Here is a 26850-nt window from a genome sequence, read left to right on the forward strand (position 1 = left end):
CGGCGCGGTATGCCAGGGGCTCATGCCCGGCCGGCGCAATGCCTGACGGACGGATGGCTCTCGAAGTACGCCGCCATGGTCTGGAGCAGCCCCGTGAGGTCCTGGCGCACGGCCTCGAAGCCGGCGTTGCGCTCGCGAGTGTCCTCATCCATGTAGATGGGCCGGCGGATCTCGATCTGCATGCTGTGCCGCTGCAGCGCGGGCTGGCCGATCCTGGCGATCAGCTGTACGCCCTTGTAGGGATCGTTGCGCGCCACGGTGTAGCCGCAGCCGCGCAGGTATTCCTCCACCAGGGCGACGAAGGCGGGCTCGCAGGTACTGCCGTCGCGGTCGCCCAGCACGAAGTCGGCCAGAGGCCGCTCGCTGCGGATCTGCAGCCGTTCATAGGCGTTGTTGGGCATGGAGTGCAGGTTCAGGTGCCAGACCGCGCCAAAGCGCCGGTGCGTGTCCTCCACGGCCTGGGCCAGCGCCTGGTGGTAGGGCTGGTAGCAGCGCGCAATGCGCTGCTGCACCTCGTCCACGGGCAGCAGGCGGTCGTAGATGGGCTGGTTCTTCACGGTGCGCCAGATCAGGCCCGAGCCGATGCGCGTCTTCTCCCCGGGCGACAGCGGCGTGGGCCAGGGCGTGGCCAGCAGGGCCGGGTCTATGTCGTCGAGCGTGCGGTTCAGGTCCAGGTAGCTGCGCGGGAACAGCGCCTCCACCAGGGTGGCGCCGACTGCGGGCGCGGCGCCCCACAGGGCCTCGACATGGGTGTCCTCGGCCGCACGCAGCACGGAGCGCGGCACGGCGTGCCCGAAATCGCCGGGGTAGCACACACCGCTGTGCGGCGAATCGCACACCAGCGGTATGGCGGCGCCCTCGGGCGGGTGCAGCACGTACAGGGCCTGGTCCTGGAGGGTGTCCTGCATCTTCATCTCACTCCGCGCTGATCTTGGCGACCTTGGCCACGGCGGCGTAGCGCGCCACGGCCTGCTCGATCTGGGCCTGGAACTGTTGCGGCGTGTTGGGGATGAGGGTGGCACCCGCGTCCTCCATCTTCTTGATGAAGTCCGGCTGCTTCATGGCCGCATGGATGGCCTGGTTGAGCCGGCGCACCACCGGCGCCGGCGTGCCTGCCGGCGCGACGATGCCGAACCAGCCGCCATTGCCCATCTGTGGAAAGCCGAGCTCGCCGTAGGTGGGCACGTCGGGCAGGGCGGGGGAGCGCTTGTCCGAGAGCACGGCCAGGGCGCGCAGCCGCCCGGCCTGGATGTGGGTGAGGGCCGAGGGCAGGTTGTCCGTGATCGCATCCACCTGGCCGGCCACGGCGTCGTTGAGCGCCATGCCCGATCCCTTGTAGGGCACGTGCAGCAGCTCGATCTTCGCCAGGCTGGAGAAATACTCCACGTTGGCATGGCCCAGCGAGCCCATGCCGGGCGAGGCGAAGGTGATCTTGCCCGGCTCCTTCCTGGCCATGGCCAGCAGCTCGGCCATGGTCCTGGCGGGGAACTTGGCGTTGACGGCCAGCACGCTGGGCACGGTCGCCACATTGCTGACGGGGGCGAAGTCCTTGACCGGGTCGTACTTGAGGCGGGTGCCGTAGGCGGCGGCATTGGAGCCGTGCGTGCTCATGGTGGCCATGCCCAGGGTGTAGCCGTCAGGGCGCGACTTGGCCACCTGCTCCATGCCCAGCGAGCCGCCTGCACCGGCGCGGTTCTCCACCACGATGGCTTGGCCCAGCTCGCGGGCCGCATATTCGCCGATCAGGCGTGCGGCCAGGTCGGTCGAGCCGCTGGCCGCAAAGGGCACGATGAGGCGGATGGGCCGGTCGGGAAACTCGGCACGGGCCGCCGTGGCGCCCAGCAGGGCGATGCCGGCGATGGCGCCAAGGGCGAGGACGGTGCTGCGGCGTGCACGAAGCGGTGCGCCAAGCGGTGAGCGAAGGGATGTGGGCGTGTTCATGACGACAAAGTGTCGGTGGCATGGCCCGTGCTTCCAAACGACAATTTGGCCGCTAGCATGACTGTTGCGCATGCTCGCACCGGCTTCGGGCGCGCCGTTGTGCTGTCCGTCAATGCCCGTTCAGGGTCTGTATTCCATGCGTCTGCACTCGCCTTCGATGTCCGAGCTTCATGCCTTTGCCACGGCGGCGCGGCTGGGCAGTTTTTCGCGCGCTGCGGCCGAGCTGTGCGTCACCCAGAGCGCGGTCAGCCGTGCCGTGGCACGGCTGGAGCAGCACTATGGCCTGGCGCTGATCAAGCGCAATGCGCATTCCCTGCACCTCACGCCCGTGGGCCGGGAACTGCTGGACGCCGTGCGCGAGCCGCTGGCCGCCATCGAGGAAACCAGCGCCCGCCTGCGCTTGGGCGCGGCCGACCGGCCGCTGAACCTGGCGGTGGTGCCCACCTTGGCCAGCGCCTGGCTGATTCCGCGCCTGCGCGCCTTCCAGCAGCTGCACCCCGGCATCCGCGTGAACTTCGTGCCCTACCGCAAGAGCGAGGATTTCACGGGCCCCACGCCCGACGCCGCCGTGCTCACCGGCCTGGGCCCCGAGGACTGGCCGCACTGCAGCTGCGACTACGTCATCGGCCGCGAGATGGTGCCCATCTGCCACCCGGCGCGCATGGCGCAGCGGCTGGCGCAGGGCGGCTGGCGCAAGCCCGGCGACCTGGCCACCGAGCCGCTGCTCTATCACACCACCGCCCCGGGCAACTGGACGCAGTGGCTGCGCGCGGCCGGCGCCGGCCGCAAGGCGCCCAACCTCGCCACGGCGTTCGATCAGGTGTCCATCCTGATCCAGGCCGTGATTGCGGACATGGGCCTGGCCCTGGTGCAGCGCTGCCTGGTGCGCGAGGAACTGCGGGCCGGCACCGTCGTGGTGCCTTTTGACCTGCCGGTGACGCTGCAGCGCGGCTATTTCCTGTGCGTGCCCGGCGACCGGCGGCCCCGGCCCGGCTTTGCCGAGTTCCGCCGCTGGCTGCTGGACACGGCGGCGGCCGATATCGCCGCCATGGGCATCCACCCGGCCGCCGCCTGAGGCCCGTCATGGCGTCATTGCCAGCGTGGCGTTGTCGATCACGAAGCGGTACTTCACATCGCCCTGCAGCATGCGCTCGTAGGCGGCGTTGATCTCGTCGGCGCGGATCATCTCGATATCGGCGACGATGCCGTGCTGGGCGCAGAAATCCAGCATCTCCTGCGTTTCGGGAATGCCGCCGATCATGGAGCCGGCCAGGCTGCGGCGCTTCATGATCAGGTTGAACACCTGGGGCGAGGGATGGGGCGTGGCCGGCGCGCCCACCAGGGCCATGGTGCCGTCGCGCTTGAGCAGGGTGAAGAAGGCATCCAGGTCATGCGGCGCGGCCACGGTGTTCAGAATGAAGTCCAGGCTCTTGGCGTGCGCCGCCATCTCGGCCGCGTTGCGCGAGACCACCACTTCGTCGGCACCCAGGGCGCGCGCCGCCTCGCGCTTGGACTCGGAGGTGGTGAAGGCCACCACATGCGCGCCCATGGCGTGGGCCAGCTTGATGCCCATGTGGCCCAGGCCGCCAATGCCCACCACGCCCACCTTGTGGCCCGGCCCCACGCCCCAGTGGCGCAGCGGCGACCAGGTGGTGATGCCCGCGCACAGCAGCGGCGCCACGGCGGCCAGCTGTTCCTCGGGGTGGCGGATGTGCAGCACATAGCGCTCATGCACGACGATGCTCTGCGCGTAGCCGCCCAGCGTGTGGCCGGGCGCATCGGGCGTGGGGCCGTTGTAGGTGCCGACCATGTGGTCGCAATAGTTCTCCAGGCCCTCGTCGCAGTCCGCGCAATGGCGGCAGCTGTCCACGATGCAGCCAACGCCGACCAGATCGCCAGCCTTCACGCCCGACACATGGGCGCCCACGGCCGAGACGCGGCCCACGATCTCGTGGCCCGGCACGCAGGGGTAGAGCGTGCCTGCCCATTCCGAGCGTACCTGGTGGATGTCGGAGTGGCAGACGCCGCAGAAGGCGATCTCGATCTGCACATCGTGGGCGCCCGGTGCGCGGCGCGTGATGTCCAGGGATTGCAGGGGCAGGTCGCCCGCATGGGCTCCATAGGCTTTGACGGTCATGGGATGTTCCTCGTGGGAGGCCTGGTGGGTGTGGAAAGGGATGCGGGCATTCTTGCCGCCGCCTGCCCTGCTGACTAGCTAATCAATGCTTAATGGGCTTATCAGCACAGCTAATCAATGGATGGCGCTAGGCTTGCGGCCATGGCAAGACGCAACCTCAATGACCTGCTGGCCTTCGTCACCGTGGCGCGCGAGGGCAGCTTCACGCGCGCGGCGGCTGCGCTGGGCGTCACCCAGTCGGCGCTGAGCCAGACCGTGCGCGCGCTGGAGGAGCGGCTGCAGATCCGCCTGCTCACGCGCACCACGCGCAGCGTCTCGCCCACGGCGGCGGGCGAGCGGCTGATGCAGGCCATAGGCCACCGCTTCGACGAGATCGAGGCCGAACTCGACGCCCTGACCGCGCTGCGCGACAAGCCCGGCGGCACGGTGCGCATCACCTGCGGCGACTACATGCTGCAAAGCACCCTGCTGCCCCGGCTGGCGCCGCTGCTGCTCGCCTATCCGGACATCTGCATGGAGTTCGACGTGTACTACGGATTCCGCGACATCGTAGCCGAGCGCTTCGACGCCGGCGTGCGCCTGGGCAGCACCATCGACAAGGACATGATCGCCGTGCCCATCGGCCCGCCGCTGCGCATGGCCGTGGTGTCCTCGCCCGGGTATTTCGCGGAGCACGGCATTCCGAAGAATCCGCAGGACCTGATGGCGCACCGCTGCATCAACCAGCGCATGGTGACCTCGGGCGGCCTGTATGTGTGGGAGTTCGAGCGCCGGGGCCGCAAGATGAATGTGCGCGTGGACGGGCCGCTGATCTTCAACACCACCCAGCCCCAGATCGATGCGTCCCTGGCCGGGCTGGGCATCACGCTGCTGCCCGAGGACGAGGTCATGCCCTGGATCCAGAGCGGCCAGCTGCAGCGCGTGTTGGAGGACTGGTGCCCAAGATTCGACGGCCACCACCTGTACTACCCCAGCCGCAGGCAGCCCTCGCCCGCGTTCTCGCTGGTGGTCGATGCGCTGCGCTGGCGCGGCTGAGGCGCCTGGCCATCAACGCAGCGGCGAAGTAGGCATTGCCGCCCGTGACATACGCGGCCGGTCAGCTTGGGCACAATGAACGGCTTTCGCCAAGCCTCTTTCGCGGTCCTTTGACGCGACTCCTTCACGCGATCTCTTCACGCGATGCAGCAAGAACCCGACTTCCTCCACAACCTGAACCAGGAATTCCGGGACGGCAGGCGCTGGCTGGACCGCACCATCGTGCTGGCCTATGCGGCCGCCGCCGGGCTGTGCGTGGTGGCCTTCACGCTGATGGCCGACGCGGGCTTTGAACTCTTCGAGAGCATCTACCACTGGCAGGGCGGCTGGGCCGTGCTGCTGTGGATGCCTGCCGTCACGGCGGGCGCCGTGTGGCTCACGCGGCGCTGGGCGCCGGGCGCGGCGGGGTCGGGCATTCCGCAGGTGATCGCCACGCTGGACCCTGCGCTGGACCCTGCGCAGCGCGGGCGCTTCGTGTCGCTGTGGCTGTCCTTCGCCAAGATGGCGCTGGCCAGCGCGGGCTTTGCGGCGGGGCTGTCGATCGGGCGCGAGGGGCCTTCGGTGCAGGTGGCCGCCGGTGTCATGCACCATGCGCGGCGCTGGTTCGGCCCGCATTCGGGCATCAGCCACCATGCGCTGCTGGTGGCCGGCGGCGCGGCCGGCATTGCGGCGGCCTTCAACGCGCCGCTGGCGGGCGTGGTCTTCGCCATCGAGGAGCTGTCGCGCAAGCTGGAGTCGCGCTCCAGCGGCCTGATCATCGCGGCCATCGTGCTGGCCGGCCTGATGGGCGTGTCGGCCTTCGGCAACCTCAGCTATTTCGGGCGCATCCAGGTGCCCCACCTGACCTGGGACGCGCTGCTGCCCGGCCTGTGCGTGACCCTGGCCTGCGGCGTGCTGGGCGGCCTGTTTGCCAAGCTGCTGGCCGCTTCGCTGACCCGCACGCCCGAGCGGCTCAACCAGCTGCGTGCGCGCTTTCCCATCCGCTTCGCGGCGGCGATCGCGCTGGTGATCGCCGTCATCGGCATGGTCACGGGCGGCGCCACCTTCGGCGCGGGCTCGGAGGCCGTCAAGCACATGCTGGCGGGCCAGGCCGACGTGCCTTCGTTCTACGTCACCCTGAAGTTCATCGCCACCTGGCTGTCGGCCTGGGTGGGCGTGCCGGGCGGCATCTTCGCGCCCTCGCTGTCGATTGGCGCGGGCGTGGGCCACAACGTGGCCGGCCTGATGGGCGCAGACATTGCGCCCGCCCTCATCGCCATGGGCATGGCCGCCTTCCTGGCCGCCGTGACGCAGGCGCCGCTGACGGCCTTCATCATCGTGATGGAGATGGTGGATGGCCACTCCATGGTGCTCAGCCTCATGGCCGCTGCCATGCTGGCCAGCCTGGTCTCGCGCATGCTGGCCCGGCCGCTGTACGAGACGCTGGCCCAGCACATGCTGAGTCTGGTGCCTGCTCCTGCTCCCGAGCCTGCATCTGCAACTGAGCCAGCACCTGAGCCCGTACCAGCACCGGCCGCCGCGCCGGAACCGGAGCCTGCCAGCGCACCTGCCAGCACCGCAGAGCCGGCTGCACCGTCCAGGGACCAGGACAAGCCCGCAGGCGCCTGAGCCGGGCGCGCTTGGCTGACAGGCAATGGCGAAGGGCGATGGCCTGGGCGCGCTGCACGCCACGCCATGCTCGCTTCCTGAGTCCTGACGCACAACCCGAGGAAAGGAACGCGCCATGTGGGAGGAAGTAACCAGCACCCTGGCCGAGGAATTCTCCAGCCTGCCCGATGCGGCCGAGGTCACGCGCGTCATGGTGCGCCTGCTGCTGGCGGCCCTGCTGGGCGGCATCGTCGGCTACGAGCGAGAACACAAGGGCAAGGCCGCCGGCCTGCGCACCCACATGCTGGTGGCCATGGGCGCGGCGCTGTTCGTGCTGGTGCCCGAGCGCGGTGGCATGGGCATTGCCGACATGAGCCGCGTGATCCAGGGCGTGGTGGCCGGCGTGGGCTTCCTGGGCGCGGGCGCCATCATCAAGCGCCACTCCGAGGAACAGGTGCAGGGCCTGACCACGGCCGCCGGCATCTGGATGACGGCCGCCATCGGCGTGGCCTGCGGCCTGGGGCGCGAAGCCATCGCGCTGCTGGCCACGCTGCTGGCCATCGTCATCCTCGTGATGCTGCCGCACGTGGTCAGTGCGCCGCCCCCGCAGGCTGATGCGGAGCCGGATACCAAGCCGCGCGAGACTTGAGGGCGGGCGGCGGCCTGAAGCCTGGCATTCCGGCTTTGTTCGCTTTTTCCTGATGTTCGTGCCACGTGAACATGGCAAACATCACGAACGCAGCCAGTGAGGCTTGCGAGGCACTCGCCAACTCCCGATAGGCAGTTACGTGCGTGCATGGCCTCGTCTGGCCATGCACGCATGCCTTCAGAAATCCACACTCGCACTCAGCGAGAACGTGCGCGGACCGCCCACCGTCAGGTAGCCCGAACCGGGGTAGCCGCCCACGGAGGCCCAGTAGTTGCGGTCCGTCGCGTTGTCCACGCGCAGACGCAGCGTGAGCAGCTTGCCCTGCACTTCGGTCATGTAGCGCACGCCCAGGTCCAGGCGGTTCCAGCCGGCCACGCGCAGGCTGTTGACATCGTTGGCGTAGCTGGCACCGGTGTGCACCAGGCGGCCGTCCAGCGCCAGGCCGTTGATGCCCGGCACATCCCATTCCACGCCCGCCGTGGCCTGGAAGCGCGGCACGCCAATGACGCGCTTGCCGTCGGTGGTGGCTCGGCCCGTGCTTTGCTGCCTGGCGTCCAGCCAGGTGGCGCCGCCCAGCAGGCGCAGGCCGCGCATGGGTTCGCCGAAGACGTTGAATTCCACGCCCTGGTGACGGTCCTTGCCGGCCGAGGTGAACAGGTTGCCGTCGATCAGCGAGCGCGGCTTGTCGGTGGAGAAGAAGGCCAGGCCGCCGCCCAGCTTGCCGCCGTCGTACTTGACGCCCACTTCCTTTTGCTTGGTCACATAGGGCGACATCTGCTGGCCCGCGTTGGCGATGATGGTGTCGCCCGACTTGGCCGGCGCCGTGTCGCCCTGGGCCAGTCCCTCGATGTAGTTGCCGTACAGCGATACCTGGGGCGTGAGCTTGAACACCGCGCCCAGCACCGGGCTGGTGCGGCTCTGGTCATAGGCCGTGCGCACGCCGCCCTGGCTGGTGACCGCGCCGTTGCTGACGATGCGGTAGCTCACCGAGTCGGTCTCTATCGTCTGGCGGCGCACGCCGGCCGTCACCAGCATGCGGCCGTCCATCAGCGACAGCGTGTCGCCCAGCGCAAAGCTGTTCAGGCGCGTGCCCCGGTTGTAGGCGGGGTTGGACAGGTCGTTGCCCAGGTAGTTGAGCGGTGTGATCGCGTAGTAGCTGGGGTTGTAGAGGTTGGTGTTCAGCACATTGCCCGAGACCGCAGACGTGCTCATGCCATAGGCGTTGTAGACCTTGAGGTCAAAGGCCGAGTAGCTGGCCACGATCTCATGGCCCACGCTGCCCGTGTTCAGGCGTGCGCGCACGCCCAGCTCGCCTGTGCTCACGCGGTCCTTGCGCGCGTTGTCGAAGCGGCTGGTGGTGGCCGCGCCATTGCCGGCCGCCGCCAGCGTGATGTTGGCCAGCGAGTTGTTCTCGGAGCTGCGGCGCAGGCCGTAGGCGGCCCAGGCCGTCACATTGCTGTTGATGTCCCATTCGCCGCGCAGCGTGCCGAACAGGTCGCGCTCGTCGGAATAGGTCCAGGGCTGGGCCCAGTTGGAGGAAGCATCGGGCGCCGCAGGAATGGCGGCCAGCCCTGCGCCCGGCGTGACGTTGGTGCGCGTGCGCTTGAGGCGGTTGTCCTGCCAGCCGATGTCGCCCGACAGGCGCACATTGCGGCTGCGCCAGTCCATGCCCACGGACAACAGATCGAGCTTGGAGCTTTCCTGGTCGATGGCGGTATCGCCGCCACGGTGCGCGGCGTTCAGGCGGATGCCCGTGGCCTGGTCGGGGCCGAAGCGCCGGCTCACGTCGGCCGCCACGAAGGCCTGGCCGCCGCTGGCAATGCCTGCCGTCACGCGCGACAGCGGATCGGTGCCCGCGCGCTTGGGCAGCAGGTTGATGTTGCCGCCCAGGCCGCCGCCATTGGGGCTGGCGCCCATCAGAAAGGCCGATGCGCCGCGCAGCAGCTCCACGCGCTCGAACAGCTCGGTGGCGATGTACTGGCGCGGCAGCAACGCATACAGGCCGTTGTAGGCCACGTCGTCCGAGCCCAGCACGAAGCCGCGCACGAAGTAGGACTCCTGGAAATTGCCGAAGCCGCGCGCCACGCGCACGGAAGGATCGTTCTGCAGCACATCGCCCACGCTCTTGGCCTGGCGGTCCTGGATCAGCTCGTTGGTGTAGCTGGTGATGGAGAACGGCGTCTCCATGTTGTCGCGCGTGCCCAGAATCCCGGCCCGCCCGCCGCGCGCCACCTGGCCGCCCGCGTAGGGCCTGGACAGGCCTTCAGCCGACGCATCGGCGCTGGCCTCCACGGTGACGGTGCCCAGCTCGGGCGCGGCCGATGCCGTGGAAGGGGCAGGCTGGGCCCATGCGGCGCCAGCAGACAAAAGAAGGGCCAGGGCCCCGGCGATCGGGGTCAGCGTGTGGAGGGGGGAGTGCATGGAGAAAACGGGATGAGAATGCGGGATGAGAATGATTCCCAATAATTTTATCGATGCGACTCCCCCGTATGGAGCTTGTAGGGAGATGTGTCTGTTTGTGCCCACACTCCTCCTGGCCCGCCTTCACGCCTGTCCAAGCAGCTCCCACGAGCAGACCTGCGCCTCATCCTCCCCCTGCACGAACGCAACCCGCATGCCCAGTGCCTTGCCCATGCCTTGCACGGCCAGGCGCAGGGCGGTGGGCACGGCGCGGTCGCCCGTGATGACGACCATGCCCCGGCACAGCTGGCGCATGCGTTCGCGGTTGCGCTTGAAGAACAGGGCGCGCTGCTTGCGTTCTTCGTGGCTTTCCTCGGGGTGGTCGCCGGGCAGGTGGTCGGTGAGCAGCACGAAGTGCCGGCCCTGGTCGAGCAGGGATTCGATCTGGGCTTCGGCCGATGCGTCATTGCCGTTGCCTGCGTCTGCAGGTGCCTGCGCTTCGGGTTCGCGCAGGTAGACCAGGGGAAAGCGGGAGGTATCGATCAGCATGTCATGGTTCCTGGGAAAAGCAGGGCATCAGTACAGGTCGTGCCTGACCGCATGGGCGTAGTGGGCGTTGGCCTGCTCCTGTTGGGCGGCATCCATGGCGGGCGCCGTGGCATCGGCCAACTGCGTGAGGGCGGCCATCATCTGGCCCACGGTGGGCAGGGCGGTGCGGTCCAGCTGGCTTGACGGGTTCCATAGGCCGGAGCGGTGGATGGCCTTGCCGCAGTGCAGCAGCACCTCGTCGACCAGTACCACGGTGGCGGTCTTGGGCGTGCCCCGGCCTTCGCTCAGCTCCTGCAGCAGATGGGGGTCGGTGGAGATGCGGCCGCGCCCGTTGATGCGCAGGAAGATGTCCAGCCCCGGGAACAGGAAGAGCATGGCCAGGCGGTCATCGGCCTGCAGGTTGCGCAGGGATTCGATGCGGTTGTTGCCGGGCCAGTCGGCAAAGGCCACGGTGCGCTCGTCCAGCACCTGCACAAAGCCGGGCGGCCCGCCGCGCGGCGAGGCATCCAGGCCTCGTTCGCCGGCCGTGGCCAGGCAAAAGAAGCTGGCCTGACGCAGATAGGCCTCGTGGAAGTCGGACAGGCGGTCACGCACGGCCTTCTGGATTCTTTCTGCCGGGGCGGCGTAGAGCGAGTCCAGGTCGATGGCCGGGCCTGGCGGCTCTGCAAGGGCGGTGTTGTCTGTGTGCATGGCACAAGCGTAAGAACAAAGGCGTTGGCGGCTGTAGACTGGATCAGCCAACAAATAGCTCAAAGACGCCATGCCCGATGCCATTCTTGAACTGGTCAGCCATGTGAACCGTGCCGATGGCCCCGTGCTGATCGCGGCCGTGGGCAACCAGGACGAGGAACTGGCCTCCGAGCCGCACCGCCACGCGCGCGGCCAGCTGTTCGGCTCGCTGCGCGGGCTGCTGTCGGTGGGCGTGGAAGACGCGGTCTGGGTGGTGCCCGCCATCCATGCCGTGTGGCTGCCGCCGCACCAGCTGCATTCGGGCCGCTCCCATGGTCCCTTCCACGGCTGGAGCGTCTACGTGGCGGAGCCGGCCTGCGCCGACCTGCCGCAGCGGCCCTGCGCCATCCGCACCTCGGGCCTGCTGCGCGAGGCCGTGCTGCGCGCCGCCGGCTGGGGATGGCAGCAAGGCGTGCCCACAACGCAGCCCGTGCAACCAGGCCCTTCGGCGGACCAGGCCCGCGCCCATGTGATGGCGGTGATCCTGGACGAGATCCGCACCCTGCCCGTGGAGCCCCTGGGCCTGCCCCTTCCCGCCGACCCGCGCCTGCAGCGCATCGCCCGCGCGCTGATCGCCGACCCGGCCGATGCCCGCGACCTGGAGGCCTGGGCACGCTGGGCCGCCGTCAGCTCGCGCACGCTGAGCCGGCGCTTTGTCTCGGAAACCGGCTTCAGCTTCACCGCCTGGCGCCAGCGCGCACGGCTGATGCGCTCGCTGGAGATGCTGGCCGCCGGCGCGCCGGTGACGAACATCGCGCTGGACCTGGGCTACGCCACGGCCAGCGCCTTCATCGGGCTGTTCCGGCGCACGTTCGGGGAGACGCCTGCGGCGTACCGGGGGAGGCTGGGGGCTGCGCGGGACTGAGGGGCTGCGGTGCCCTTGTGGCTAACGGCTTCGCCTACAACCGCTGCAACTGCGCATTCAGATACGCATCGCGCGAGGGCAGCAGGTGCTCGGCGCACAGGCGCACCAGTGCGTCGCGGTCCTGGGCGCGCAGGGCTTCGATCATTTGCCAGTGTTCCTGGCGTGCGCGCTCGCGGTAGTCGGCCGAGACCAGGGAGGCGAAGCGGATGGGGTGCGTCTGGCGCGCGTATTCGGTGATGGCCTTGTGCAGCGTGTCGTTGCCCGCCAGCGCAAACAGTTCCTGGTGAAAGGCCAGGTTGATGCGGAACACCAGGCGCGCATTGCCTTCGGCCACGGCGGCGTCGTGCTGCTGCTGGATGGAGGTCAGGCGTTCGAGCCTCTCGGCCGGCACGGGCAGGGGGATCTTGCGCGCGGCCTCCACTTCGAGCATGCCGCGCAGCTCGTACAGCTCCTGCACTTCCTGGGTGGAGAACGAGCGCACCAGGGCGCCCACGTTCTTGCGGCGCTCGATCAAGCCCATGCGGTCCAGCGCGGCCAGGGCCTCGCGGGCGATGTGGCGCTTGACGTCGAAGCGGGCCATGAGGTCGTCTTCGACCAGGCGCTCGCGCGGGTGCAGCCGGCCGAAGACCACATCCTCTTCCAGCGCGGCCACCATGGCGCCCAGGGCGTCGGCTGCGGGGGCGGGTTCGGCATCCAGGGAAATCGGCAGTGAGGCGGCAGCGACCATCAAGACAGGCGGTTGGGACAAAAACGCCATTTTGTCCGAACTGATGGCCCTCACTGGGCATGGCGGGCGTGCCGCGCTGCCTGGCATGGACTATTCGCGCGGGCCGGGAATTGTGCCGCGTTCGGTGGCGCAGCGCAGGAAGTCGAAGTCCACGCCCTGGTCGGCCTGGTTCACGGTGGTGAGAAAGAGCTTGCGGTAGCCGCGTTCGGCCGTGGGCTCGGTCACCGGGCTGAGCCGGGCGCGGCGGGCCAGTTCCTCGTCGCTGACCTGCAGCGTGAGCTCGCGGCGCGCCACCGACAGCGTGATGCGGTCCCCGTTGTGCACATGGGCCAGCGGGCCGCCCACGGCCGACTCCGGCGTGACGTGCAGCACGATGGTGCCGAAGGCCGTGCCGCTCATGCGCCCGTCGGAGATGCGCACGATGTCCTTGACGCCGGCCCGCGCCAGCTTGCGCGGGATGGGGATGTAGCCGGCCTCGGGCATGCCGGGCGCACCCTTGGGGCCGATGTTCTTGAGCACGAGGATGTCGTCGGCGGTCACGTCCAGATCGTCGCTGTCGATGCGGTGGGCCAGGTCGGCCGCGTTCTCGAAGACCACGGCGCGGCCTTCGTGCTCCATGAGCCGGGGATGGGCTGCCGACTGCTTGATGATGGCGCCGCCCGGCGCCAGGTTGCCCTGCAGCACGGCGATGCCGCCCTGCGGGTAGATGGGGTTGGAGCGCGGGCGCACCACGTCCTGCGCAAAGCCGGGGCCGGCGCGGTCGATCTCTTCGCCCAGCGTGCGGCCGGTGACGGTGAGGGCGTCCAGGTTCAGCAGGGGCTTGAGCTCGCGCAGCAGCGTGGCCATGCCGCCCGCGTGGTGGAAGTCCTCCATGTAGTGGTCGCCCGAGGGCTTGAGGTCCAGCAGCACGGGCGTGTCGCGGCCCATGCGGTCCAGGGCCTTGAGGTCGATGTCATAGCCCATGCGCCCCGCGATGGCGGCCAGGTGGACGATGCCGTTGGTGGAGCCGCCAATGGCCAGAAGCACGCGCATGGCGTTTTCGAAGGCGGCGGGCGTGAGGATTTTGTCGATGGTCAGGCGCTCGCGCGCCATGCGCACGGCCTCGGTACCGGTCTGCTCGGCGATGCGGATGCGGTCGGCCGTGACGGCGGGGGGCGAGGCGCCGCCGGGCACGGTCATGCCCAGCGCCTCGGCAATGCAGGCCATGGTGCTGGCCGTGCCCATGACGGAGCAGGTGCCCACGCTGGCCACCAGCTGGTTGTTCACGTCGGCGATCTCTTCGGCGTCGATCTCTTCGGCGCGGAACTTGCCCCAGTAGCGGCGGCAGTCCGTGCAGGCGCCCACGCGCTCGCTGCGGTGCGAGCCGGTGAGCATCGACCCGGTGATCAGCTGGATGGCCGGGATGCCGGCCGAGGCCGCGCCCATCAACTGGGCCGGCACCGTCTTGTCGCAGCCGCCGATGAGCACGACGGCATCCATGGGCTGGGCGCGGATCATCTCCTCGGTGTCCATGGACATGAGGTTGCGCAGGTACATGCTGGTCGGCGCCGAGAAGCTTTCGTGCACCGAGATGGTGGGGAAGTCCATGGGCAGGCCGCCCGCCAGCATGACGCCGCGCTTGACAGCCTCGATCAGCTGGGGCGCGTTGCCGTGGCAGGGGTTGTAGCTGCTGCCCGTGTTGGCAATGCCGATGACGGGGCGCTGCAGCGCTGAGTCCGTATAGCCCGCGCCCTTGATGAAGGCCTTGCGCAGGAACAGCGAAAAGCCGCGGTCGCCGTAGTTGGTCAGGCCCTTGGAGATGCCCGTGGCCGCATCGGCGGGGGCGATGTCATGGCCTGGAGCGCCATCGGGAGTCTTGGGGTCGGTCATGGGTGGGGTGCTTTGCAGAGGGTCTTGGCGGGGTCGGAAGGCAGGCGCTGCCTTGTCGAGGGGCAGGATAGCGGCGGATGCTACAGATTATTATCATCGTTATCACCTATATTATTAATAATCTATCTGACCAACCATGCAGCCGTGCCCGGCGTGCGTGCCGGGCATGTTTTTCCGACACAAGACAAAAGGAGGAGACACCCATGGTTGTTGCTGCATCCCGCATCCGTCGCATTCATGCGCCCAACCGGCGCGCCGCCCTGGCTGCGGCGCTGCTGGCCTCGCTGGCGCTGGGCCCAGGCCTGGCCACGCCCGCGCTGGCCGACGGCGCCTATCCGGCCCGGCCCATCAAGCTGGTCGTTCCCTACACGCCCGGGGGCGCCACCGACGTGATCGGGCGCGTGGTGGGGCAAAGACTCTCGCTGGCGCTGGGCCAGCCCGTGGTGGTGGAGAACCGGGCCGGCGCGGCGGGCAACCTGGGCGCCGCGGCCGTGGCCAAGGAAAGGCCCGATGGCTATACGCTGCTGCTGGGCGCGCTGACCAGCCATTCCATCAACAGCGTGCTCATGGCGTCCACGGCAGGCTTCACCATGGACAAGAGCTTTGCGCCCATTGGCGTGGTGGGCCGCGTGCCGCTGGTGGTGACCGTGGGCCCGTCGGTGAAGGCGGCCAGCCTGGGCGAGTTCATCGCCCTGGCCAAAACCAGGCCGGCCGGGCTGAACTACGGCTCCTCGGGCAATGGCTCGCCCCAGCACCTGGCGGCCGAGCTGTTCAAGCGGCAGGCGGGCGTGCCGCTGACCCATGTGCCCTACAAGGGCAGCACGCCGGCGCTCAACGATCTGATGGGCGGCCAGGTGGATGTGGTGTTCGATACCCTGCCCGCCACGCAGGGCTTCATCAAGGGCGGCCGCCTGCGCGCCCTGGCCGTGACCACGGCGCAGCGCGTGCCCTCCATTGCCGACATTCCCACCACGGCCGAGGCCGGGCTGTCGGGCTTCGAGGTGACGTCGATGTTCGGCCTGCTGGCGCCTGCGGGCACGCCCGCGCCCATCGTCGCCCGGCTCAGCGGCGCGCTCAAGGAGGTGATGGGGCAGCAGGAAGTGAAGGACGCCCTGGTCGCCCAGGGCGCCATGCCCACCTTCACCACGCCTGCCGAGGCGCGTGCCCAGATCGCCGAGGAGGTGGCGCGCTGGTCCGCCGTGATCCGGCAGGCGGGTATACAGCCGGATTGAGGCTGCGCCTCAGCGTCGCCGGGCGCGCGTTTCCGGCAGAAAGGCCGTTGCCAGCCCCAGCAGCGGCAGGTAGGCCACCAGGCTGTACACCCAGACGATGCCGTGGGTGTCGGCCAGGTTGCCCATGCCGGCAGCCCCCAGGCCGCCAATGCCGAACATGAGGCCGAACATCAGCCCCGAGACGAGGCCCACGCGGCCGGGCACGGCCTCCTGCGCATAGACCACCAGTGCCGCAAAGGCCGAGGACATGACCAGGCCGATGACGATGGACAGCACGGCCGTCCAGAACAGGTCGGCATGCGGCAGCAGCAGCGCAAACGGCGCCACGCCCAGGAAGGACACCCAGATCACGGCCTTGCGCCCTATGCGGTCGCCCACCGGGCCGCCCGCGAAGGTGCCCGCCGCCACGGCCGCCAGGAAGGCGAACAGGTACAGCTGCGACTGCTGCACGGGCAGGGCAAAGCGCTCGATCAGATAGAAGGTGAAGTAGTTGGCAAAGGCCGCGATGTAGACGAACTTGGCGAACATCAGCACGCAGATCACGGTCACCGCGCGGATGACCTGCGAGCGGTTCAGCGCCGTCAGCGCATGCTGGCCGGCCGCCACCACCTTGGCCGGCGCGTGGTGCAGGCGCCAGTGCGTGATGCGCAGCAGCACCCAGATGGCCAGCAGCGCCACCAGCATGAACCAGGCGATCGCATGCTGGCCAAACGGAATGACGATGGCCGCCACCATCAGCGGGCCGATGGCCGAGCCCGTGTTGCCGCCCACCTGGAAGGTCGATTGCGCCGTGCCGAAGCGCCCGCCCGAGGCCAGCCGCGCCACGCGCGAGGCCTCGGGGTGGAAGGTGGACGAGCCCACGCCGATCAGCGACGCGGCGGCCAGCAGCATGGGGTAGCTGGTGGACAGGGCCAGCAGGCCCACGCCCACCAGCGTCACCACCATGCCCAGCGGCAGCAGGTAGGGCTTGGGATGCTTGTCGGTGTACAGGCCGATCCAGGGCTGCAGCAGCGAGGCCGTGACCTGGTAGACCAGGGAGATCCAGCCGATCTGCGCGAAGCTCAGCGAGAACTCCGTCTTGAGCATGGGATAGACGGCCGGCAGCACGGCCTGGATCAGGTCGTTGAGCAGGTGGGCGAAGGCGGCGGCGCCGACGATGCGCAGCAAAAAGCCCTGCGCGGCATGGCTGGGTGCTGGATGGGCGTGCGTTGCAGGCGCGCCCAGCTCGCCCGGGGCGCCAAGAGTGGTGGTGTTGCTTGTCATGGAGGAAAGGGCCCCGCAGGGCGGCACGGTCAGGGTCCGGCGTTGACGAAGGTCAATGGGCCGTGGGACCGAAGATAGGCGTTTGGTGTCCGTCTGTCTCTCTCTATACTGACTTCAATTGTCGAGATCGGGACAGAGAGCCGCATAGAACCGCATAGAACCGCACAGGACGGGAAGCCCCATGGCCGCAGAACTGCCGCGCATATACCTCAAGTACCACCAGACCGGGCGCCCCATGGCCGCCATGGAGGCCAACTGGGCGCATGGCACCAGCACGGGCTGGCACTCCCACCCGCGCGGCCAGCTGCTGTATGCGATCGAAGGCGTGATGTCCGTGCAGCTGCATTCCGGCTCCTGGCTGGTGCCGCCCAACCGGGGGCTGTGGATAGAGGCCGACGCCGAGCACGATGTGCGCATGTCGGGCGACGTGAAGATGCGCACGGCCTACATCGACGCCTCGGCCTTTGCGGACCTGCCCGCGCGCACCTGCGTGGTCAACGTGTCGCCCCTGCTGCGCGAGCTGGTGGTGGCCGCCGTCGGCGTGCCGCTGGACTATGCCGAAGGCAGCCGCGACGAGCGCCTGATGCACCTGCTGGTCGATGAACTGCGCGCCGCCGAGGTCCTGCCCCTGCACCTGCCCCTGTCCGCCGATGCGCGGCTGCGCCAGGTCTGCGAGACCCTGATGCGCGAGCCTGCCGACACCGCCACCGCCGAACACTGGGCGCAGCGCCTGGGCGTGAGCGCCAAGACGCTGCAGCGCCTGTTCGTGAAGGAAACCGGCATGCCCTTCGCCCAGTGGCGCGAGCAGGCGCGGCTGATGTTCGCGCTGGGCCGCATTGCGGCGGGCGAGCGCATCATCGACATCGCCCTCGATTGCGGCTACGCCAGCCAGAGCGCGTTCACGGCCATGTTCAAAAGGCATTTCGGGGTGCCGCCTTCGGGCTTCCAGCGCTGAGGCACGACCGGACCAAGGTCGGGCCGGGCGGACTTGGATGCAGATCCAGATATCGATTGCGGCACAAGCATATGCCCAAAGATTCGTTCCCCCGCGCCTGCATCGTGGCGATACTGGCCGGCCGCATTCCCTTCACTGCCTGGCCTGTACCACCGTGCTACCCGACCCAGTCCCCGACAGCGCGGCCGAAGCGCAGGTCGATCGCGTCATCGACGGCCTGCTCAACGGCCTGCAATGGCGCGCCAGCGTGTTCCATGTGGGGCAGTACTGCGGGCGCTGGCGGGCCTCCACGGCGGGGCGCGCGCGGGCCAGCTTTCACCTGATCCTGGACGGGCGCTGCTGGCTGCACCTGCCGGGCCAGCCCTCGGTGGAGCTGCAGCCGCGCGACGGCGTGTTCCTCTCGCGCGATGTGCCGCATTTCATCTCGCCCTATGCCGACCCGAACATGGCCTGCGCCCCGCAGGCCATGCGTCCCGCCACTGGCGATGCCGGCATCGGAGAGACGGCGCTGGCCTGCGGCTTCTTCACCTTCGAGGGTCCCATGCGCGGCCTGCTGGTCGATGCCTTTCCCGACCACCTGGTGCTGCGCGGCGACGACCATGCGATGAGCGGCGCCTCCATGCTGTTCGACCTGATGCGCGCCGAGGCGCTGCGCACGGGCACCGAGCCCTCGGCCGTGATGGACCGGCTGGTGGGCCTGCTGTTCTTCTACGGCCTGCGCCAGCTGGCGCATGGCGATGCGCGGGCGCGCGGCATCTGGAGCCTGCTGCGCCGGCCGGGCTTTGCGCCGCTGGTGGCCGAGCTGCTGCGCGAGCCGGCCCGCAACTGGAGCGTGGCCGACATGGCCGCGCGCGTGTGCCTGTCGCGCGCCACGTTCTTTCGGCAGTTTGCCGAGGCCTGCGGCCAGCCGCCCCAGCAATTCCTGCTGCTGCTGCGCATGCAGCTGGCCGCGCGCCGGCTGGCCCAGGGCGAGGCCATCGGCCAGGTGGCCGAGGCCGTGGGCTACGAGTCCTATGCGGCCTTCTCGCGTGCCTTCAAGCGCGTGATGGGCGAGCAGCCCGGCGCCTGGCAGCGCGCGCAGGCACGCTGCTGCTGAGCCGCCATCCGAGCCCGCTGCATCCGCCTGCGGGTTGACACGTTCGGGCATAAATCCGCGACGCGGCGGCATTGATGGCAAGGGGGGCGCGGCCGATCATGAAGGCATTCCTTCATTCCTGCAAAGCACCATGGCACGCCTGACCCTGCACACCCCGCAAACCGCTCCTGAAGCCAGCCGCCCCTTCGTGGAGCGCGCCCTGGCCGGCAACGGATTCCTGCCCAACCTGATCGCCATCCTGGCCAACTCGCCCCAGGCGCTGGAGACCTATGTGACCGTGGGCCAGATCAACGCGCGCGCCCAGCTCACGCTGGCCGAGCGCGAGGTGGTGCAGATCACGGCGGCGCGCATCCATGGCTGCGACTTCTGCGTGGCCGGCCACACCAAGCTTGCCTTCAAGCAGGCCGGCCTGACCCAGGCCGAGGTGGTGGCGCTGCAGGACGGCCGCGACACGGGCCAGCCGCGCCTGGACGCCGTGCGCCGCTTTGCCGAAGCCGTGATCGCCACGCGCGGCGCCGTGGCCGACGAGGCCCTGGCCGCCTTCCATGCGGCCGGCCTGAGCGAGCAGCAGGCGCTGGAGGTGGTGCTGGGCATCAGCCTGGCCACGCTGTGCAACTTTGCCAACAGCCTGGCGCAAAGCCCCGTCAACCCGCAGCTGCAGCCCTATCTGCCCGAACAGTTCCGACAACCGCAGGAGAACGCACATGCTGGCTGATTCGCTGCGGCAGTGGCTGGACGCCCATGCCGACTCCCTGGACGAAGGCCCCGCGCATGCGCACGAGGTTCTGCCCCGGCTGGCGCAGCACGGCCTGTTCGGCCTGGGCGTGCCCGTGGCCGAGGGCGGGCAGGGCGGCAGCCTGGGCGATGCGCTGGAGGCCATTGCCGGCGTGGCCGGGCATTCGCTGACGGCGGGCTTCGTGTTCTGGGCGCAGCGCGCCTTTGTCGAATACCTGCTGCAGTCGCCCAACGCGGCGCTGCGCCAGCGCTGGCTGCCGGGCCTGCTGCAGGGCACGCAGGCGGGCGCCACGGGCCTGTCCAACGCCATGAAGTACCTGGGCGGCATCGAGGCCCTGCAGGTCGAGGCCACGCCCGTCGGCACTGTCGGCGCCGACGGCCTTGCACTGCGCGGGCGCGTGCCCTGGGCCACCAACCTGGTGCCGCCGGGTCGCTTCGTGGTGGCCGTTGCCGTCTCGCGCAGCGACGGTGCAAAGCCCTTCGTGGCCGCGCTGCCCGGCGATGCGGCGGGCCTGCAGCGCAGCGCCGACCTGGACCTGATCGCGCTGCGCGGCAGCCATACGGCGGCGCTGTCCATCGAGGGGCTGCAGATCGGCCCGGCCGATGTGATCCATGCCGACGCCAACCATTTCCTGCCGCGCGTGCGGCCCGCCTTCATGGGCCTGCAGCTGGGGCTGTGCATAGGCCTGGCGCGCGCCTCGCTGGCGGCGGCCTCGGCCCGTGCCGGCGCCGGGCGCGATGTGCTGGGCGGCCCGCTGCAGCAGCAGCGCCACGCGCTGGAGCTGGCCACGGCCACGCTGCATGCGGGCCTGTCCGACGGGCGTTTTCTTGACCGACCTCAAGCCCTGTTCCGCCTGCGTCTGGAATTGAACGACATCGTGCAGCAGTCCCTGCAGCTGGAGCTGCACGCCAGCGGCGGGCGCGCTTATCATCGCGACCAGCCGCTGGGATTCGCGCGCCGTTGGCGCGAGGCGGCTTTCATCCCCATCGTGACGCCCAGCGTCACGCAGCTACAGGGTGCGCTGGCTGGCGCGGCCCTGGAAACCACCAGTTCATGACCCAGACGGAAGCTTTCTCCCCTGACGCTCCCGCGCCCGTGCTGCAGGCACGCGGCGCGGGCTTTGGCTATGCGCCCGGCAAGGCCGTGTTCGAGGACATTTCCCTGAGCATTGCCCCGCGCGAGATCGTCTGCCTGCTCGGCGGCAGCGGCTGCGGCAAGTCCTCGCTGTTGCGCGTGCTCGGCGGCCTCGAATCGCCGGACGGCGGCGCCTGGAGCCGGGGCGAGCTCCAGTTCCTCGGCCAGCCGCTGACCGCGCCGCACCCGCGCGCGGGCTTCGTGTTCCAGCAGCCCAGCCTGCTGCCCTGGCTGGACGCGCGGCGCAACGTGGGCTTCGGCCTGGACTTCGAGCGCCAGCCGAAGCTGGAGCAAGAGGCCCGCCGCCAGCGCGTGGAGCAGGCGCTGCAGGCCGTGGGCCTGGGCGGCAGCGGCGCGCTCTACCCCTCGCAGCTGTCGGGCGGCATGGCCCAGCGCGTGGCCCTGGCGCGTGCCCTGGCCCGCGAGCCGCAGCTGCTGCTGGCTGACGAGCCGTTCTCGGCCCTGGACGCCATCACGCGCGCCGAGATGCAGGAGCTGATGGTGGACGTGGTCCACCGCTGGCACACGGCCGCGCTGCTGGTCACGCATGACATCGACGAGGCCATCCTCGTGGGCGACCGCATCCTGCTGATGGGCGGGCGGCCCGGCCACATCGTGCGCGAATGGCGCGTGGACATAGCGCGCCCGCGCGAGGACCAGGCCGCTGCCGTGACCGCGCTGCGGCTGGACATCCTCTCGGCCCTGCACGGCGTGCGCCATGCGGCCCAGGCCTGATCTCCCTCGCCTGCCCGCCTGCAGATCCGCCATTTCTTCGACTTCAACCATGCTCTTCTGAAAGGTCTTTCGCATGAGCTTCCAGGACCACCCTTCCTACACCCACATCTGCGCCTCGTCGGACTGCGGCTGCGGCCTCACGCGGCGCGACATGCTGCGCCTGGGCGCACTGGCCACGGCCTCGGTGGCCGCGCCGCTGCTGGCCGCAGGCGATGCGCGCGCCCAGGCCTTCAAGGGCGATGACCAGCCCGTGAAGATCGGCTACCTGCCCATCACCGACGCCACGCCGCTGCTGGTGGCCCACGGCAACGGCCTGTTCGAGGCCGAAGGCCTCAAGGCCGAGGCGCCGCGCCTGTTCCGCTCCTGGGCCCAGATCGTCGAGGCCTTCGTCTCGGGCCAGGTCAACGTCATCCACCTGCTCACGCCCTCCACGCTGTGGGTGCGCTACGGCGCCAAGTTCCCCGCCAAGATCGTGGCCTGGAACCACGTCAACGGCTCGGGCCTGACCGTGCTGCCCGAGATCCAGAAGGTGCAGGACCTGGGCGGCAAGACCGTGGCGATCCCGTTCTGGTACTCCATCCACAACATCCTGCTGCAGGACGTGCTGCGCAAGGCCGGCCTCACGGCCGTGACCCGCGCGCGCGGCGGCGCCATTGCGGCCAACGAGGTCAACCTCGTCGTGCTGGCACCGGCCGAAATGGTCTCGGCACTGGCCGGCAAGTCGATCGCGGGCTTCATCGTGGCCGAGCCCTTCAACGCCGCCGCCGAGATCGCGGGCGTGGGCAAGATGCTGCGCTTCTCGGGCGATGTCTGGAAGGACCACGCCTGCTGCGTCACCTTCCTGGCCGAGCGCGATATCGCCGACAAGCCCGAATGGGCACAGCGCGTGACCAATGCCGTGGTCAAGGCCCAGCTGTGGACGCGCGACAACCGCCTGGCCGCCGCGCGCCTGCTGTCGAGCACCGGCGAGCGCCGCTACACGCCGCATCCGCAGCAGACGCTGTCCAAGGTGCTGGCCGCCACCGACTACGCCAGCTACGAGGCCAGCGGCGTGGTCGTCAACAAGGGCTGGCACCAGCGGCGCATCGACTTCCAGCCCTATCCCTATCCCTCGTACACCGAGCAGTTGGTGCGCGCCATCAAGGCCACCAAGGTCGAGGGCGACACGCGCTTCCTCGACAAGCTGGAGCCCAGGTTTGCGGCCACCGACCTGGTGGACGACCGCTTCGTGCGCAAGGCCATCCAGGCCGTGGGCGGCCCGCAGGTCTTCGGCATTCCGGCCGATTTCTCGCGCCGCGAAACCATCGTGGTGTGAGCCAGGTGTTGCGACGTATTGGATTGCCGCTGCTGGGCGCGGCCCTGGTCCTGGCCCTGTGGTGGGTGGGCGGCGCGCTGCTGGCGCGCAGCACGCCCGTGGCTGCGGCCTTCGCGCCCTGGCCTTCGCTGCAGGCGCTGGGCCAGCTGCTGACGGGCGCCGACATCTGGATGCACACCCTGCTGAGCCTGCAGCGCGTGGCCGTGGGCCTGCTGCTGGCCTTCGTGGTCGGCGTGCCGCTGGGCGTGCTGGTGGGCCTGTCGCGCGGGTTCTCGCAGGCGTTCTCGCCCGTGTTCCAGTTCCTGCGCATGATCTCGCCGCTGTCGTGGATGCCCATTGCCGTGATGGTGCTGGGCGTGGGCGACGCGCCCGTGTACTTCCTGCTGGCCTTCGCCGCCGTCTGGCCCATCTTGCTCAGCACGGCGGCCGGCGTGGCCCAGCTGGACCGCAACTGGCTGCTGCTGGCGCGCAGCCTGTCGGCCACGCGCACCGAGACCGTGCTGCGCGTGGTGCTGCCCGGCATCACGGCCCAGATTCTCACTGGCGTGCGCCTGGCCATCGGCATCATCTGGATCGTGCTGGTGCCCGCAGAAATGCTGGGCGTATCGGCCGGCCTGGGCTACTTCATCCTCGACACGCGCGACCGCCTCGCGTATTCGGAGCTGATGGCCGCCGTGGTGCTGATCGGCGCCCTGGGCTATGCGCTGGACCATGCGGCGCGCTGGCTGCACCAGCGCTGGATGCACTGAGCGGCCGGCATCACCGGGGCATCAGGCCTTCGGCATGTCGTCCACCGGGGCGGCATGCCCGGTGGCCACGATGGCCTGGACCAGCAAGGCGATCAGCGTGTCCTGCAGGGGCGACGGCACCGCCGCCTCCAGCGAGGCAATGGCCAGCTGGTAGCGGATGCGCGGCCTGAACGGGCGGCTGGACAGGGCGCCGGGCTGGCAGTAGCTGGCCAGCAGGCCGTTGACCATGGACACGCCCAGGCCCTGCGCCACATGGGCGCAGGCTTCGCCCACGGAATGCACCTCCACGGCCACGCGCGGCTGTACGCGCGCATGGCGAAAGGCCATGTCTATCTCCTGGCGGATCTCGCGCTGGCGGCCAAGCAGGATCAGCGGGGCGTCCACCAGATCTGACGGCGTCACCTCGTCCAGCGCCTGCAGCGCATGGCCTCTGGGCATGATGCAGACGGCCTCGGACTCCAGGCAGGCCCGCGTGCGCAGGCCGGGCATGGTCATGGGCAGGCGCACCAGGCCGATGTCGGCGTCGCGGCTCAGCAGGGCCCGCTCGGTCTCGGTGTAGGAGCCCGACAGCACTTCCAGCACCACGTCGGGATGCGCCTGCATGAATTGGTGCGCAATGGCCGGCATCAGCGAGGTGGCCAGGGTGCCGGGCACAGCCACCTTGAGCAGCCGGCGCTTGAAGCCGCCCAGCCGCAACTGCTCGGCATGGCGGCGAAAGCACTGGGCCGAATCCATGAGCACCTGGGCGTCGTGCAGCAGGGCCTCGGCCTCCTGCGTGGGCACCAGGCGGCCTTTTTCGCGGATGAAAAGCCGCAGGCCCAGGTCCTGCTCCAGCTGGGCCAGCAGGCGGCTGATGCCGGGCTGTGACAGCCCCAGGCGCTCGGCCGCACCCGTGGTGGAGCCGCTGAGCATGATGGCCTGGAAGGCTTCGAGTTGCTTGAAATTCATGGGTTGTACAGGCGGTGCTTGCATGATGGCAGCGCGGCCGGGGGCGCGCACGGCGCATCACGAATCGCATAGGGTAATACGCGTCCGTCATACCGTTGTGGTGGATGCGGGGGCTCCTGAGAATCGGCGGCGTCAGAGCACGCACAACACAAGGAGCAAGATTCCATGAAGGCCCTGCCAAGCATTGCCGCCGTCTGCAGCCTGTCCATCGCGGCCCTGGGCCACCCGATTGCGCATGCGCAGGACATGCAGGTCTACGGCCAGATCCGGCTGACCGTGAACCACCTCAAGACCGGCAATGCCGGCTCCACCATGGAGGAGCGCGACAACGCCTCGCGCCTGGGCTTTCGCGGCAAGGAGGAGCTGGGCGGCGGCCTGCAGGCACTGTTCGGCATGGAGATGGGGCTGGATGCGGACACGGGCTCGCTGACCACGCCGGCCTTTCGCAACAGCTACGTGGCACTGCGCGGCGGCCTGGGCACGGTGGCCCTGGGCCGGCTGGACTCGGCCAATCCCACGGGCTCGCCGCTGTACTCGCAGGTCACGGGCATCACCTCGTTCGCGGCCAATGACGCCGGGGCCACGGCCATCGGCACCTCCATGCTCAATGCGCGCAACCGCACCTCCAATTCGCTGGGCTACCAAAGCCCGTCATGGGGCGGCACGGTGTTCCGTGCGCGCTACTACCTGCGCGGCGATGCCAAGGCCCCAGGGCTGGAGGACGACGCCAGATCGCTGGACCTGGGCCTGAGCTACGCCGCAGGCCCGTGGGCGGCCGGCCTGGGCTACGCCAAGGACACGCGCGCCGGGGGCCTGCTGGCCAACGAGTTCGACAGCAAATGGCAGATGGGACTGCGCTACAGCTTTGGTGCCATCGAGCCCTATGTGCTGCTGGGCCGCGACCGCTTCAACCACAAGCCCGGCGTCTCGCGCGCCGACGTGGACTACTGGATGCTTGGCACGCGGCTGCGCCATGGCGCGCACGCCGTGGTGCTCAACCTGATGCAGCGCGACGTGCAGACCTCGCTGACCGGCAAGCGCAGGCGTCAGCAGCTGGCCTATACCTATGCGCTGTCCAAGCGCACCGAACTGCAGGCCTTCGTGGACCACGACGGCGTGGACTCCAGCCGCCCCAACGTGGCCGTGCGCGCCATCGGCGCGGGCGTGCGCCATGACTTCTGACCGTCCTGCACACCCGCATCAAGAATGGAGATTCCCATGACCCACTTCCAACGCTTCCTGTCCTTGGCTTTCCTGGCACTGGGCCTTGCGCTGGGCCTGGCGCCCTTGCCCGGCCATGCGGCCGAATTCCCGGAAAAGCCCGTGCGCATCGTCGTGCCGTTCCCCGCCGGTGCCGCAGCCGATGCGGCCATGCGCGTGGTGGCCCGCAAGATGTCCGAGCTGTGGCGCCAGCCCGTGGTCATCGACAACCGCCCCGGCGTGCATGGCTTCCAGCTGGTGTCTTCCGCGCCGGCCGATGGCTACACCCTGCTGCTGGGCGCGGGCTCGGGCATGGTGACGGCGCCGCTGCTGTCCAGCAAGCTGTCCTACAACCCCTCGCGCGACTTCGTGCCCGTGGGGCGGGTGCTGATCAACGTGCCCATCCTCACCACGCACCCCAGCCTCAATGTGAGCACCGTGCAGGAGCTGGTGGCGCTGGCGCGCAAGAACCCCGGTGCGCTGAACTACAGCTCCAGCGGCAACGGCACGCCAGGCCATCTGTCCATGGAAATGTTCCAGGCCGCCACAGGCACGCGCATGCTGCAGATTCCCTACAAGGGCGGCGCGCCCGCCGTCAACGAACTGGTGGGCGGCCATGTGCAGCTGGGCATCAATGCCGTGCCCAGCGTGGTGCTGCAGATCAAGGCCGGCAAGCTCACGCCGCTGGCCGTGGCCAGCGCCACGCGCTCGCGCGCCCTGCCGCAGGTGCCCACCATGGCCGAGGCGGGCGTCAAGGACTTCGAATACGACATCTGGTATGCGCTGTTCGCGCCCACCGGCACGCCGCCTGCGGTGGTGGCCAAGGTCAATGCCGCGCTGGTGCGCTCGCTGCAGGACCGTGAAGTGGCCAAGTCGCTGGAGGCGCAGGGCGCCGAGCCCGCGCCCACCACGCCCCAGGAACTGGCGCGCTTCATGCAGGAAGACACGGCGCGCTGGGCCAAGCTGGTCAAGGAACGCAACCTCAAGCTCGACTGAGCG

The 26850-nt window shown here is 69.4% G+C and carries 25 protein-coding genes; 15 read left to right on the top strand and 10 right to left on the bottom strand.

Translation table 11 applies throughout. From position 1 onward, the window contains the following. Positions 1 to 20: 20 nt before the first annotated feature. Positions 21 to 908: an N-formylglutamate amidohydrolase gene (locus IB269_RS21920; protein WP_192368300.1), complete on the bottom strand. Its 888-nt coding sequence runs from the start codon at positions 906 to 908 to the stop codon at positions 21 to 23. 7 nt (positions 909 to 915) lie between these two features. Further along, positions 916 to 1941: a Bug family tripartite tricarboxylate transporter substrate binding protein gene (locus IB269_RS21925; protein ID WP_192368301.1), complete on the bottom strand. Its 1026-nt coding sequence runs from the start codon at positions 1939 to 1941 to the stop codon at positions 916 to 918. Between the two features lie 136 nt (positions 1942 to 2077). Here IB269_RS21925 and IB269_RS21930 point away from each other — a divergent pair, with 136 nt between their 5' ends. Next, a complete protein-coding gene (locus tag IB269_RS21930; protein ID WP_192368302.1) occupies positions 2078 to 3016 on the top strand; it encodes a LysR substrate-binding domain-containing protein in 939 nt (312 codons plus the stop codon). A gap of 6 nt (positions 3017 to 3022) precedes the next feature. Here IB269_RS21930 and IB269_RS21935 read toward each other — a convergent pair whose 3' ends face one another. Next, positions 3023 to 4078, bottom strand: a complete 1056-nt coding sequence (locus IB269_RS21935) for an NAD(P)-dependent alcohol dehydrogenase (protein ID WP_063328464.1) — start codon at positions 4076 to 4078, stop codon at positions 3023 to 3025. A 141-nt stretch (positions 4079 to 4219) separates the two neighbouring features. On the opposite strand from IB269_RS21935, the gene IB269_RS21940 reads away from it, so the two are divergent. From IB269_RS21940 to IB269_RS21950, 3 genes are all read left to right on the top strand, one after another. Next, on the top strand, positions 4220 to 5113 hold the full coding sequence (locus IB269_RS21940) for a LysR family transcriptional regulator (protein WP_013800520.1): 894 nt from the start codon (positions 4220 to 4222) through the stop codon (positions 5111 to 5113). Positions 5114 to 5257: 144 nt separating this feature from the next. After that, complete coding sequence (locus IB269_RS21945) at positions 5258 to 6721, top strand: chloride channel protein (RefSeq protein ID WP_192368303.1); 1464 nt, start codon at positions 5258 to 5260, stop codon at positions 6719 to 6721. A gap of 115 nt (positions 6722 to 6836) precedes the next feature. Next, positions 6837 to 7349, top strand: coding sequence for an MgtC/SapB family protein (locus tag IB269_RS21950; protein ID WP_012207634.1), 513 nt, complete (start codon positions 6837 to 6839; stop codon positions 7347 to 7349). A gap of 177 nt (positions 7350 to 7526) precedes the next feature. Here the strand turns inward: IB269_RS21950 and IB269_RS21955 are convergent, their stop codons facing one another. The 3 genes from IB269_RS21955 to IB269_RS21965 all read right to left on the bottom strand — a co-directional run bounded on the left by IB269_RS21955 (position 7527) and on the right by IB269_RS21965 (position 10988). Then, positions 7527 to 9770 carry a TonB-dependent receptor gene (locus IB269_RS21955; RefSeq protein WP_192368304.1) on the bottom strand — a complete coding sequence of 748 codons (2244 nt, stop codon included), beginning with the start codon at positions 9768 to 9770 and terminating at the stop codon, positions 7527 to 7529. Between the two features lie 123 nt (positions 9771 to 9893). Beyond that, positions 9894 to 10298 carry a hypothetical protein gene (locus IB269_RS21960; RefSeq protein ID WP_192368305.1) on the bottom strand — a complete coding sequence of 135 codons (405 nt, stop codon included), beginning with the start codon at positions 10296 to 10298 and terminating at the stop codon, positions 9894 to 9896. A gap of 27 nt (positions 10299 to 10325) precedes the next feature. Then, positions 10326 to 10988: an MSMEG_1061 family FMN-dependent PPOX-type flavoprotein gene (locus tag IB269_RS21965; RefSeq protein WP_034397215.1), complete on the bottom strand. Its 663-nt coding sequence runs from the start codon at positions 10986 to 10988 to the stop codon at positions 10326 to 10328. 70 nt (positions 10989 to 11058) lie between these two features. Between IB269_RS21965 and IB269_RS21970 the strand changes: the two genes are divergently transcribed. Further along, complete coding sequence (locus IB269_RS21970) at positions 11059 to 11892, top strand: AraC family transcriptional regulator (protein WP_013800526.1); 834 nt, start codon at positions 11059 to 11061, stop codon at positions 11890 to 11892. A gap of 34 nt (positions 11893 to 11926) precedes the next feature. Here the strand turns inward: IB269_RS21970 and IB269_RS21975 are convergent, their stop codons facing one another. Together IB269_RS21975 and IB269_RS21980 are read right to left on the bottom strand one after the other, a co-directional pair. Continuing rightward, positions 11927 to 12619, bottom strand: coding sequence for a GntR family transcriptional regulator (locus tag IB269_RS21975; RefSeq protein WP_043821684.1), 693 nt, complete (start codon positions 12617 to 12619; stop codon positions 11927 to 11929). Between the two features lie 90 nt (positions 12620 to 12709). Beyond that, entirely contained in the window at positions 12710 to 14488 is a 1779-nt protein-coding gene (locus IB269_RS21980) for an IlvD/Edd family dehydratase (RefSeq protein WP_192368306.1), read from the bottom strand. A gap of 203 nt (positions 14489 to 14691) precedes the next feature. Here IB269_RS21980 and IB269_RS21985 point away from each other — a divergent pair, with 203 nt between their 5' ends. After that, on the top strand, positions 14692 to 15720 hold the full coding sequence (locus tag IB269_RS21985) for a Bug family tripartite tricarboxylate transporter substrate binding protein (RefSeq protein WP_192368307.1): 1029 nt from the start codon (positions 14692 to 14694) through the stop codon (positions 15718 to 15720). A gap of 9 nt (positions 15721 to 15729) precedes the next feature. Here the strand turns inward: IB269_RS21985 and IB269_RS21990 are convergent, their stop codons facing one another. Beyond that, a complete protein-coding gene (locus IB269_RS21990) occupies positions 15730 to 16983 on the bottom strand; it encodes an MFS transporter (RefSeq protein ID WP_192368308.1) in 1254 nt (417 codons plus the stop codon). Between the two features lie 181 nt (positions 16984 to 17164). Here IB269_RS21990 and IB269_RS21995 point away from each other — a divergent pair, with 181 nt between their 5' ends. The 7 genes from IB269_RS21995 to IB269_RS22025 all read left to right on the top strand — a co-directional run bounded on the left by IB269_RS21995 (position 17165) and on the right by IB269_RS22025 (position 23703). Further along, positions 17165 to 17938, top strand: coding sequence for an AraC family transcriptional regulator (locus tag IB269_RS21995; RefSeq protein ID WP_063328453.1), 774 nt, complete (start codon positions 17165 to 17167; stop codon positions 17936 to 17938). Positions 17939 to 18092: 154 nt separating this feature from the next. After that, positions 18093 to 19034 carry an AraC family transcriptional regulator gene (locus tag IB269_RS22000; RefSeq protein WP_043821688.1) on the top strand — a complete coding sequence of 314 codons (942 nt, stop codon included), beginning with the start codon at positions 18093 to 18095 and terminating at the stop codon, positions 19032 to 19034. Positions 19035 to 19164: 130 nt separating this feature from the next. Then, positions 19165 to 19749: a carboxymuconolactone decarboxylase family protein gene (locus IB269_RS22005; protein WP_016448373.1), complete on the top strand. Its 585-nt coding sequence runs from the start codon at positions 19165 to 19167 to the stop codon at positions 19747 to 19749. After that, positions 19739 to 20827, top strand: a complete 1089-nt coding sequence (locus IB269_RS22010; RefSeq protein WP_192368309.1) for an acyl-CoA dehydrogenase family protein — start codon at positions 19739 to 19741, stop codon at positions 20825 to 20827. The genes IB269_RS22005 and IB269_RS22010 overlap by 11 nt, the downstream gene beginning before the upstream one ends. After that, positions 20824 to 21639, top strand: coding sequence for an ABC transporter ATP-binding protein (locus IB269_RS22015; protein ID WP_065347657.1), 816 nt, complete (start codon positions 20824 to 20826; stop codon positions 21637 to 21639). Before IB269_RS22010 ends, IB269_RS22015 begins: the two co-directional genes overlap by 4 nt. Before the next feature lie 73 nt (positions 21640 to 21712). After that, a complete protein-coding gene (locus IB269_RS22020) occupies positions 21713 to 22954 on the top strand; it encodes an ABC transporter substrate-binding protein (protein ID WP_016448371.1) in 1242 nt (413 codons plus the stop codon). Beyond that, positions 22951 to 23703 (top strand): ABC transporter permease, encoded by a 753-nt coding sequence (locus tag IB269_RS22025; protein WP_170962118.1) that lies wholly within the window; start codon positions 22951 to 22953, stop codon positions 23701 to 23703. Before IB269_RS22020 ends, IB269_RS22025 begins: the two co-directional genes overlap by 4 nt. 21 nt (positions 23704 to 23724) lie before the next feature. On the opposite strand, the gene IB269_RS22030 is transcribed toward IB269_RS22025, so the two are convergent. Further along, positions 23725 to 24651: a LysR family transcriptional regulator gene (locus IB269_RS22030; RefSeq protein WP_013800538.1), complete on the bottom strand. Its 927-nt coding sequence runs from the start codon at positions 24649 to 24651 to the stop codon at positions 23725 to 23727. A gap of 165 nt (positions 24652 to 24816) precedes the next feature. Between IB269_RS22030 and IB269_RS22035 the strand changes: the two genes are divergently transcribed. Both IB269_RS22035 and IB269_RS22040 read left to right on the top strand, forming a co-directional pair. Continuing rightward, the gene (locus IB269_RS22035; protein ID WP_123695690.1) at positions 24817 to 25833 is read left to right on the top strand and encodes a porin; all 1017 of its coding nucleotides are present in this window, start codon (positions 24817 to 24819) and stop codon (positions 25831 to 25833) included. A 36-nt stretch (positions 25834 to 25869) separates the two neighbouring features. Continuing rightward, on the top strand, positions 25870 to 26847 hold the full coding sequence (locus tag IB269_RS22040; protein WP_097204947.1) for a Bug family tripartite tricarboxylate transporter substrate binding protein: 978 nt from the start codon (positions 25870 to 25872) through the stop codon (positions 26845 to 26847). Positions 26848 to 26850: the final 3 nt, after the last annotated feature.

The sequence above is a fragment of the Delftia sp. DLF01 genome (genome assembly GCF_014852125.1).
GTDB lineage: Bacteria > Pseudomonadota > Gammaproteobacteria > Burkholderiales > Burkholderiaceae_C > Comamonas > Comamonas acidovorans.

Excerpts from the sequence above, each read along its gene's own strand:
- IB269_RS21920 (WP_192368300.1), bottom strand. The coding sequence starts at position 908 with ATGCAGGACACCCTCCAGGACCAGGCCCTGTACGTGCTGCACCCGCCC.
- IB269_RS21925 (WP_192368301.1), bottom strand. The coding sequence starts at position 1,941 with ATGAACACGCCCACATCCCTTCGCTCACCGCTTGGCGCACCGCTTCGT.
- IB269_RS21930 (WP_192368302.1), top strand. The coding sequence starts at position 2,078 with ATGCGTCTGCACTCGCCTTCGATGTCCGAGCTTCATGCCTTTGCCACG.
- IB269_RS21935 (WP_063328464.1), bottom strand. The coding sequence starts at position 4,078 with ATGACCGTCAAAGCCTATGGAGCCCATGCGGGCGACCTGCCCCTGCAA.
- IB269_RS21940 (WP_013800520.1), top strand. The coding sequence starts at position 4,220 with ATGGCAAGACGCAACCTCAATGACCTGCTGGCCTTCGTCACCGTGGCG.
- IB269_RS21945 (WP_192368303.1), top strand. The coding sequence starts at position 5,258 with ATGCAGCAAGAACCCGACTTCCTCCACAACCTGAACCAGGAATTCCGG.
- IB269_RS21950 (WP_012207634.1), top strand. The coding sequence starts at position 6,837 with ATGTGGGAGGAAGTAACCAGCACCCTGGCCGAGGAATTCTCCAGCCTG.
- IB269_RS21955 (WP_192368304.1), bottom strand. The coding sequence starts at position 9,770 with ATGCACTCCCCCCTCCACACGCTGACCCCGATCGCCGGGGCCCTGGCC.
- IB269_RS21960 (WP_192368305.1), bottom strand. The coding sequence starts at position 10,298 with ATGCTGATCGATACCTCCCGCTTTCCCCTGGTCTACCTGCGCGAACCC.
- IB269_RS21965 (WP_034397215.1), bottom strand. The coding sequence starts at position 10,988 with ATGCACACAGACAACACCGCCCTTGCAGAGCCGCCAGGCCCGGCCATC.
- IB269_RS21970 (WP_013800526.1), top strand. The coding sequence starts at position 11,059 with ATGCCCGATGCCATTCTTGAACTGGTCAGCCATGTGAACCGTGCCGAT.
- IB269_RS21975 (WP_043821684.1), bottom strand. The coding sequence starts at position 12,619 with ATGGTCGCTGCCGCCTCACTGCCGATTTCCCTGGATGCCGAACCCGCC.
- IB269_RS21980 (WP_192368306.1), bottom strand. The coding sequence starts at position 14,488 with ATGACCGACCCCAAGACTCCCGATGGCGCTCCAGGCCATGACATCGCC.
- IB269_RS21985 (WP_192368307.1), top strand. The coding sequence starts at position 14,692 with ATGGTTGTTGCTGCATCCCGCATCCGTCGCATTCATGCGCCCAACCGG.
- IB269_RS21990 (WP_192368308.1), bottom strand. The coding sequence starts at position 16,983 with ATGACAAGCAACACCACCACTCTTGGCGCCCCGGGCGAGCTGGGCGCG.
- IB269_RS21995 (WP_063328453.1), top strand. The coding sequence starts at position 17,165 with ATGGCCGCAGAACTGCCGCGCATATACCTCAAGTACCACCAGACCGGG.
- IB269_RS22005 (WP_016448373.1), top strand. The coding sequence starts at position 19,165 with ATGGCACGCCTGACCCTGCACACCCCGCAAACCGCTCCTGAAGCCAGC.
- IB269_RS22010 (WP_192368309.1), top strand. The coding sequence starts at position 19,739 with ATGCTGGCTGATTCGCTGCGGCAGTGGCTGGACGCCCATGCCGACTCC.
- IB269_RS22015 (WP_065347657.1), top strand. The coding sequence starts at position 20,824 with ATGACCCAGACGGAAGCTTTCTCCCCTGACGCTCCCGCGCCCGTGCTG.
- IB269_RS22020 (WP_016448371.1), top strand. The coding sequence starts at position 21,713 with ATGAGCTTCCAGGACCACCCTTCCTACACCCACATCTGCGCCTCGTCG.
- IB269_RS22030 (WP_013800538.1), bottom strand. The coding sequence starts at position 24,651 with ATGAATTTCAAGCAACTCGAAGCCTTCCAGGCCATCATGCTCAGCGGC.
- IB269_RS22035 (WP_123695690.1), top strand. The coding sequence starts at position 24,817 with ATGAAGGCCCTGCCAAGCATTGCCGCCGTCTGCAGCCTGTCCATCGCG.
- IB269_RS22040 (WP_097204947.1), top strand. The coding sequence starts at position 25,870 with ATGACCCACTTCCAACGCTTCCTGTCCTTGGCTTTCCTGGCACTGGGC.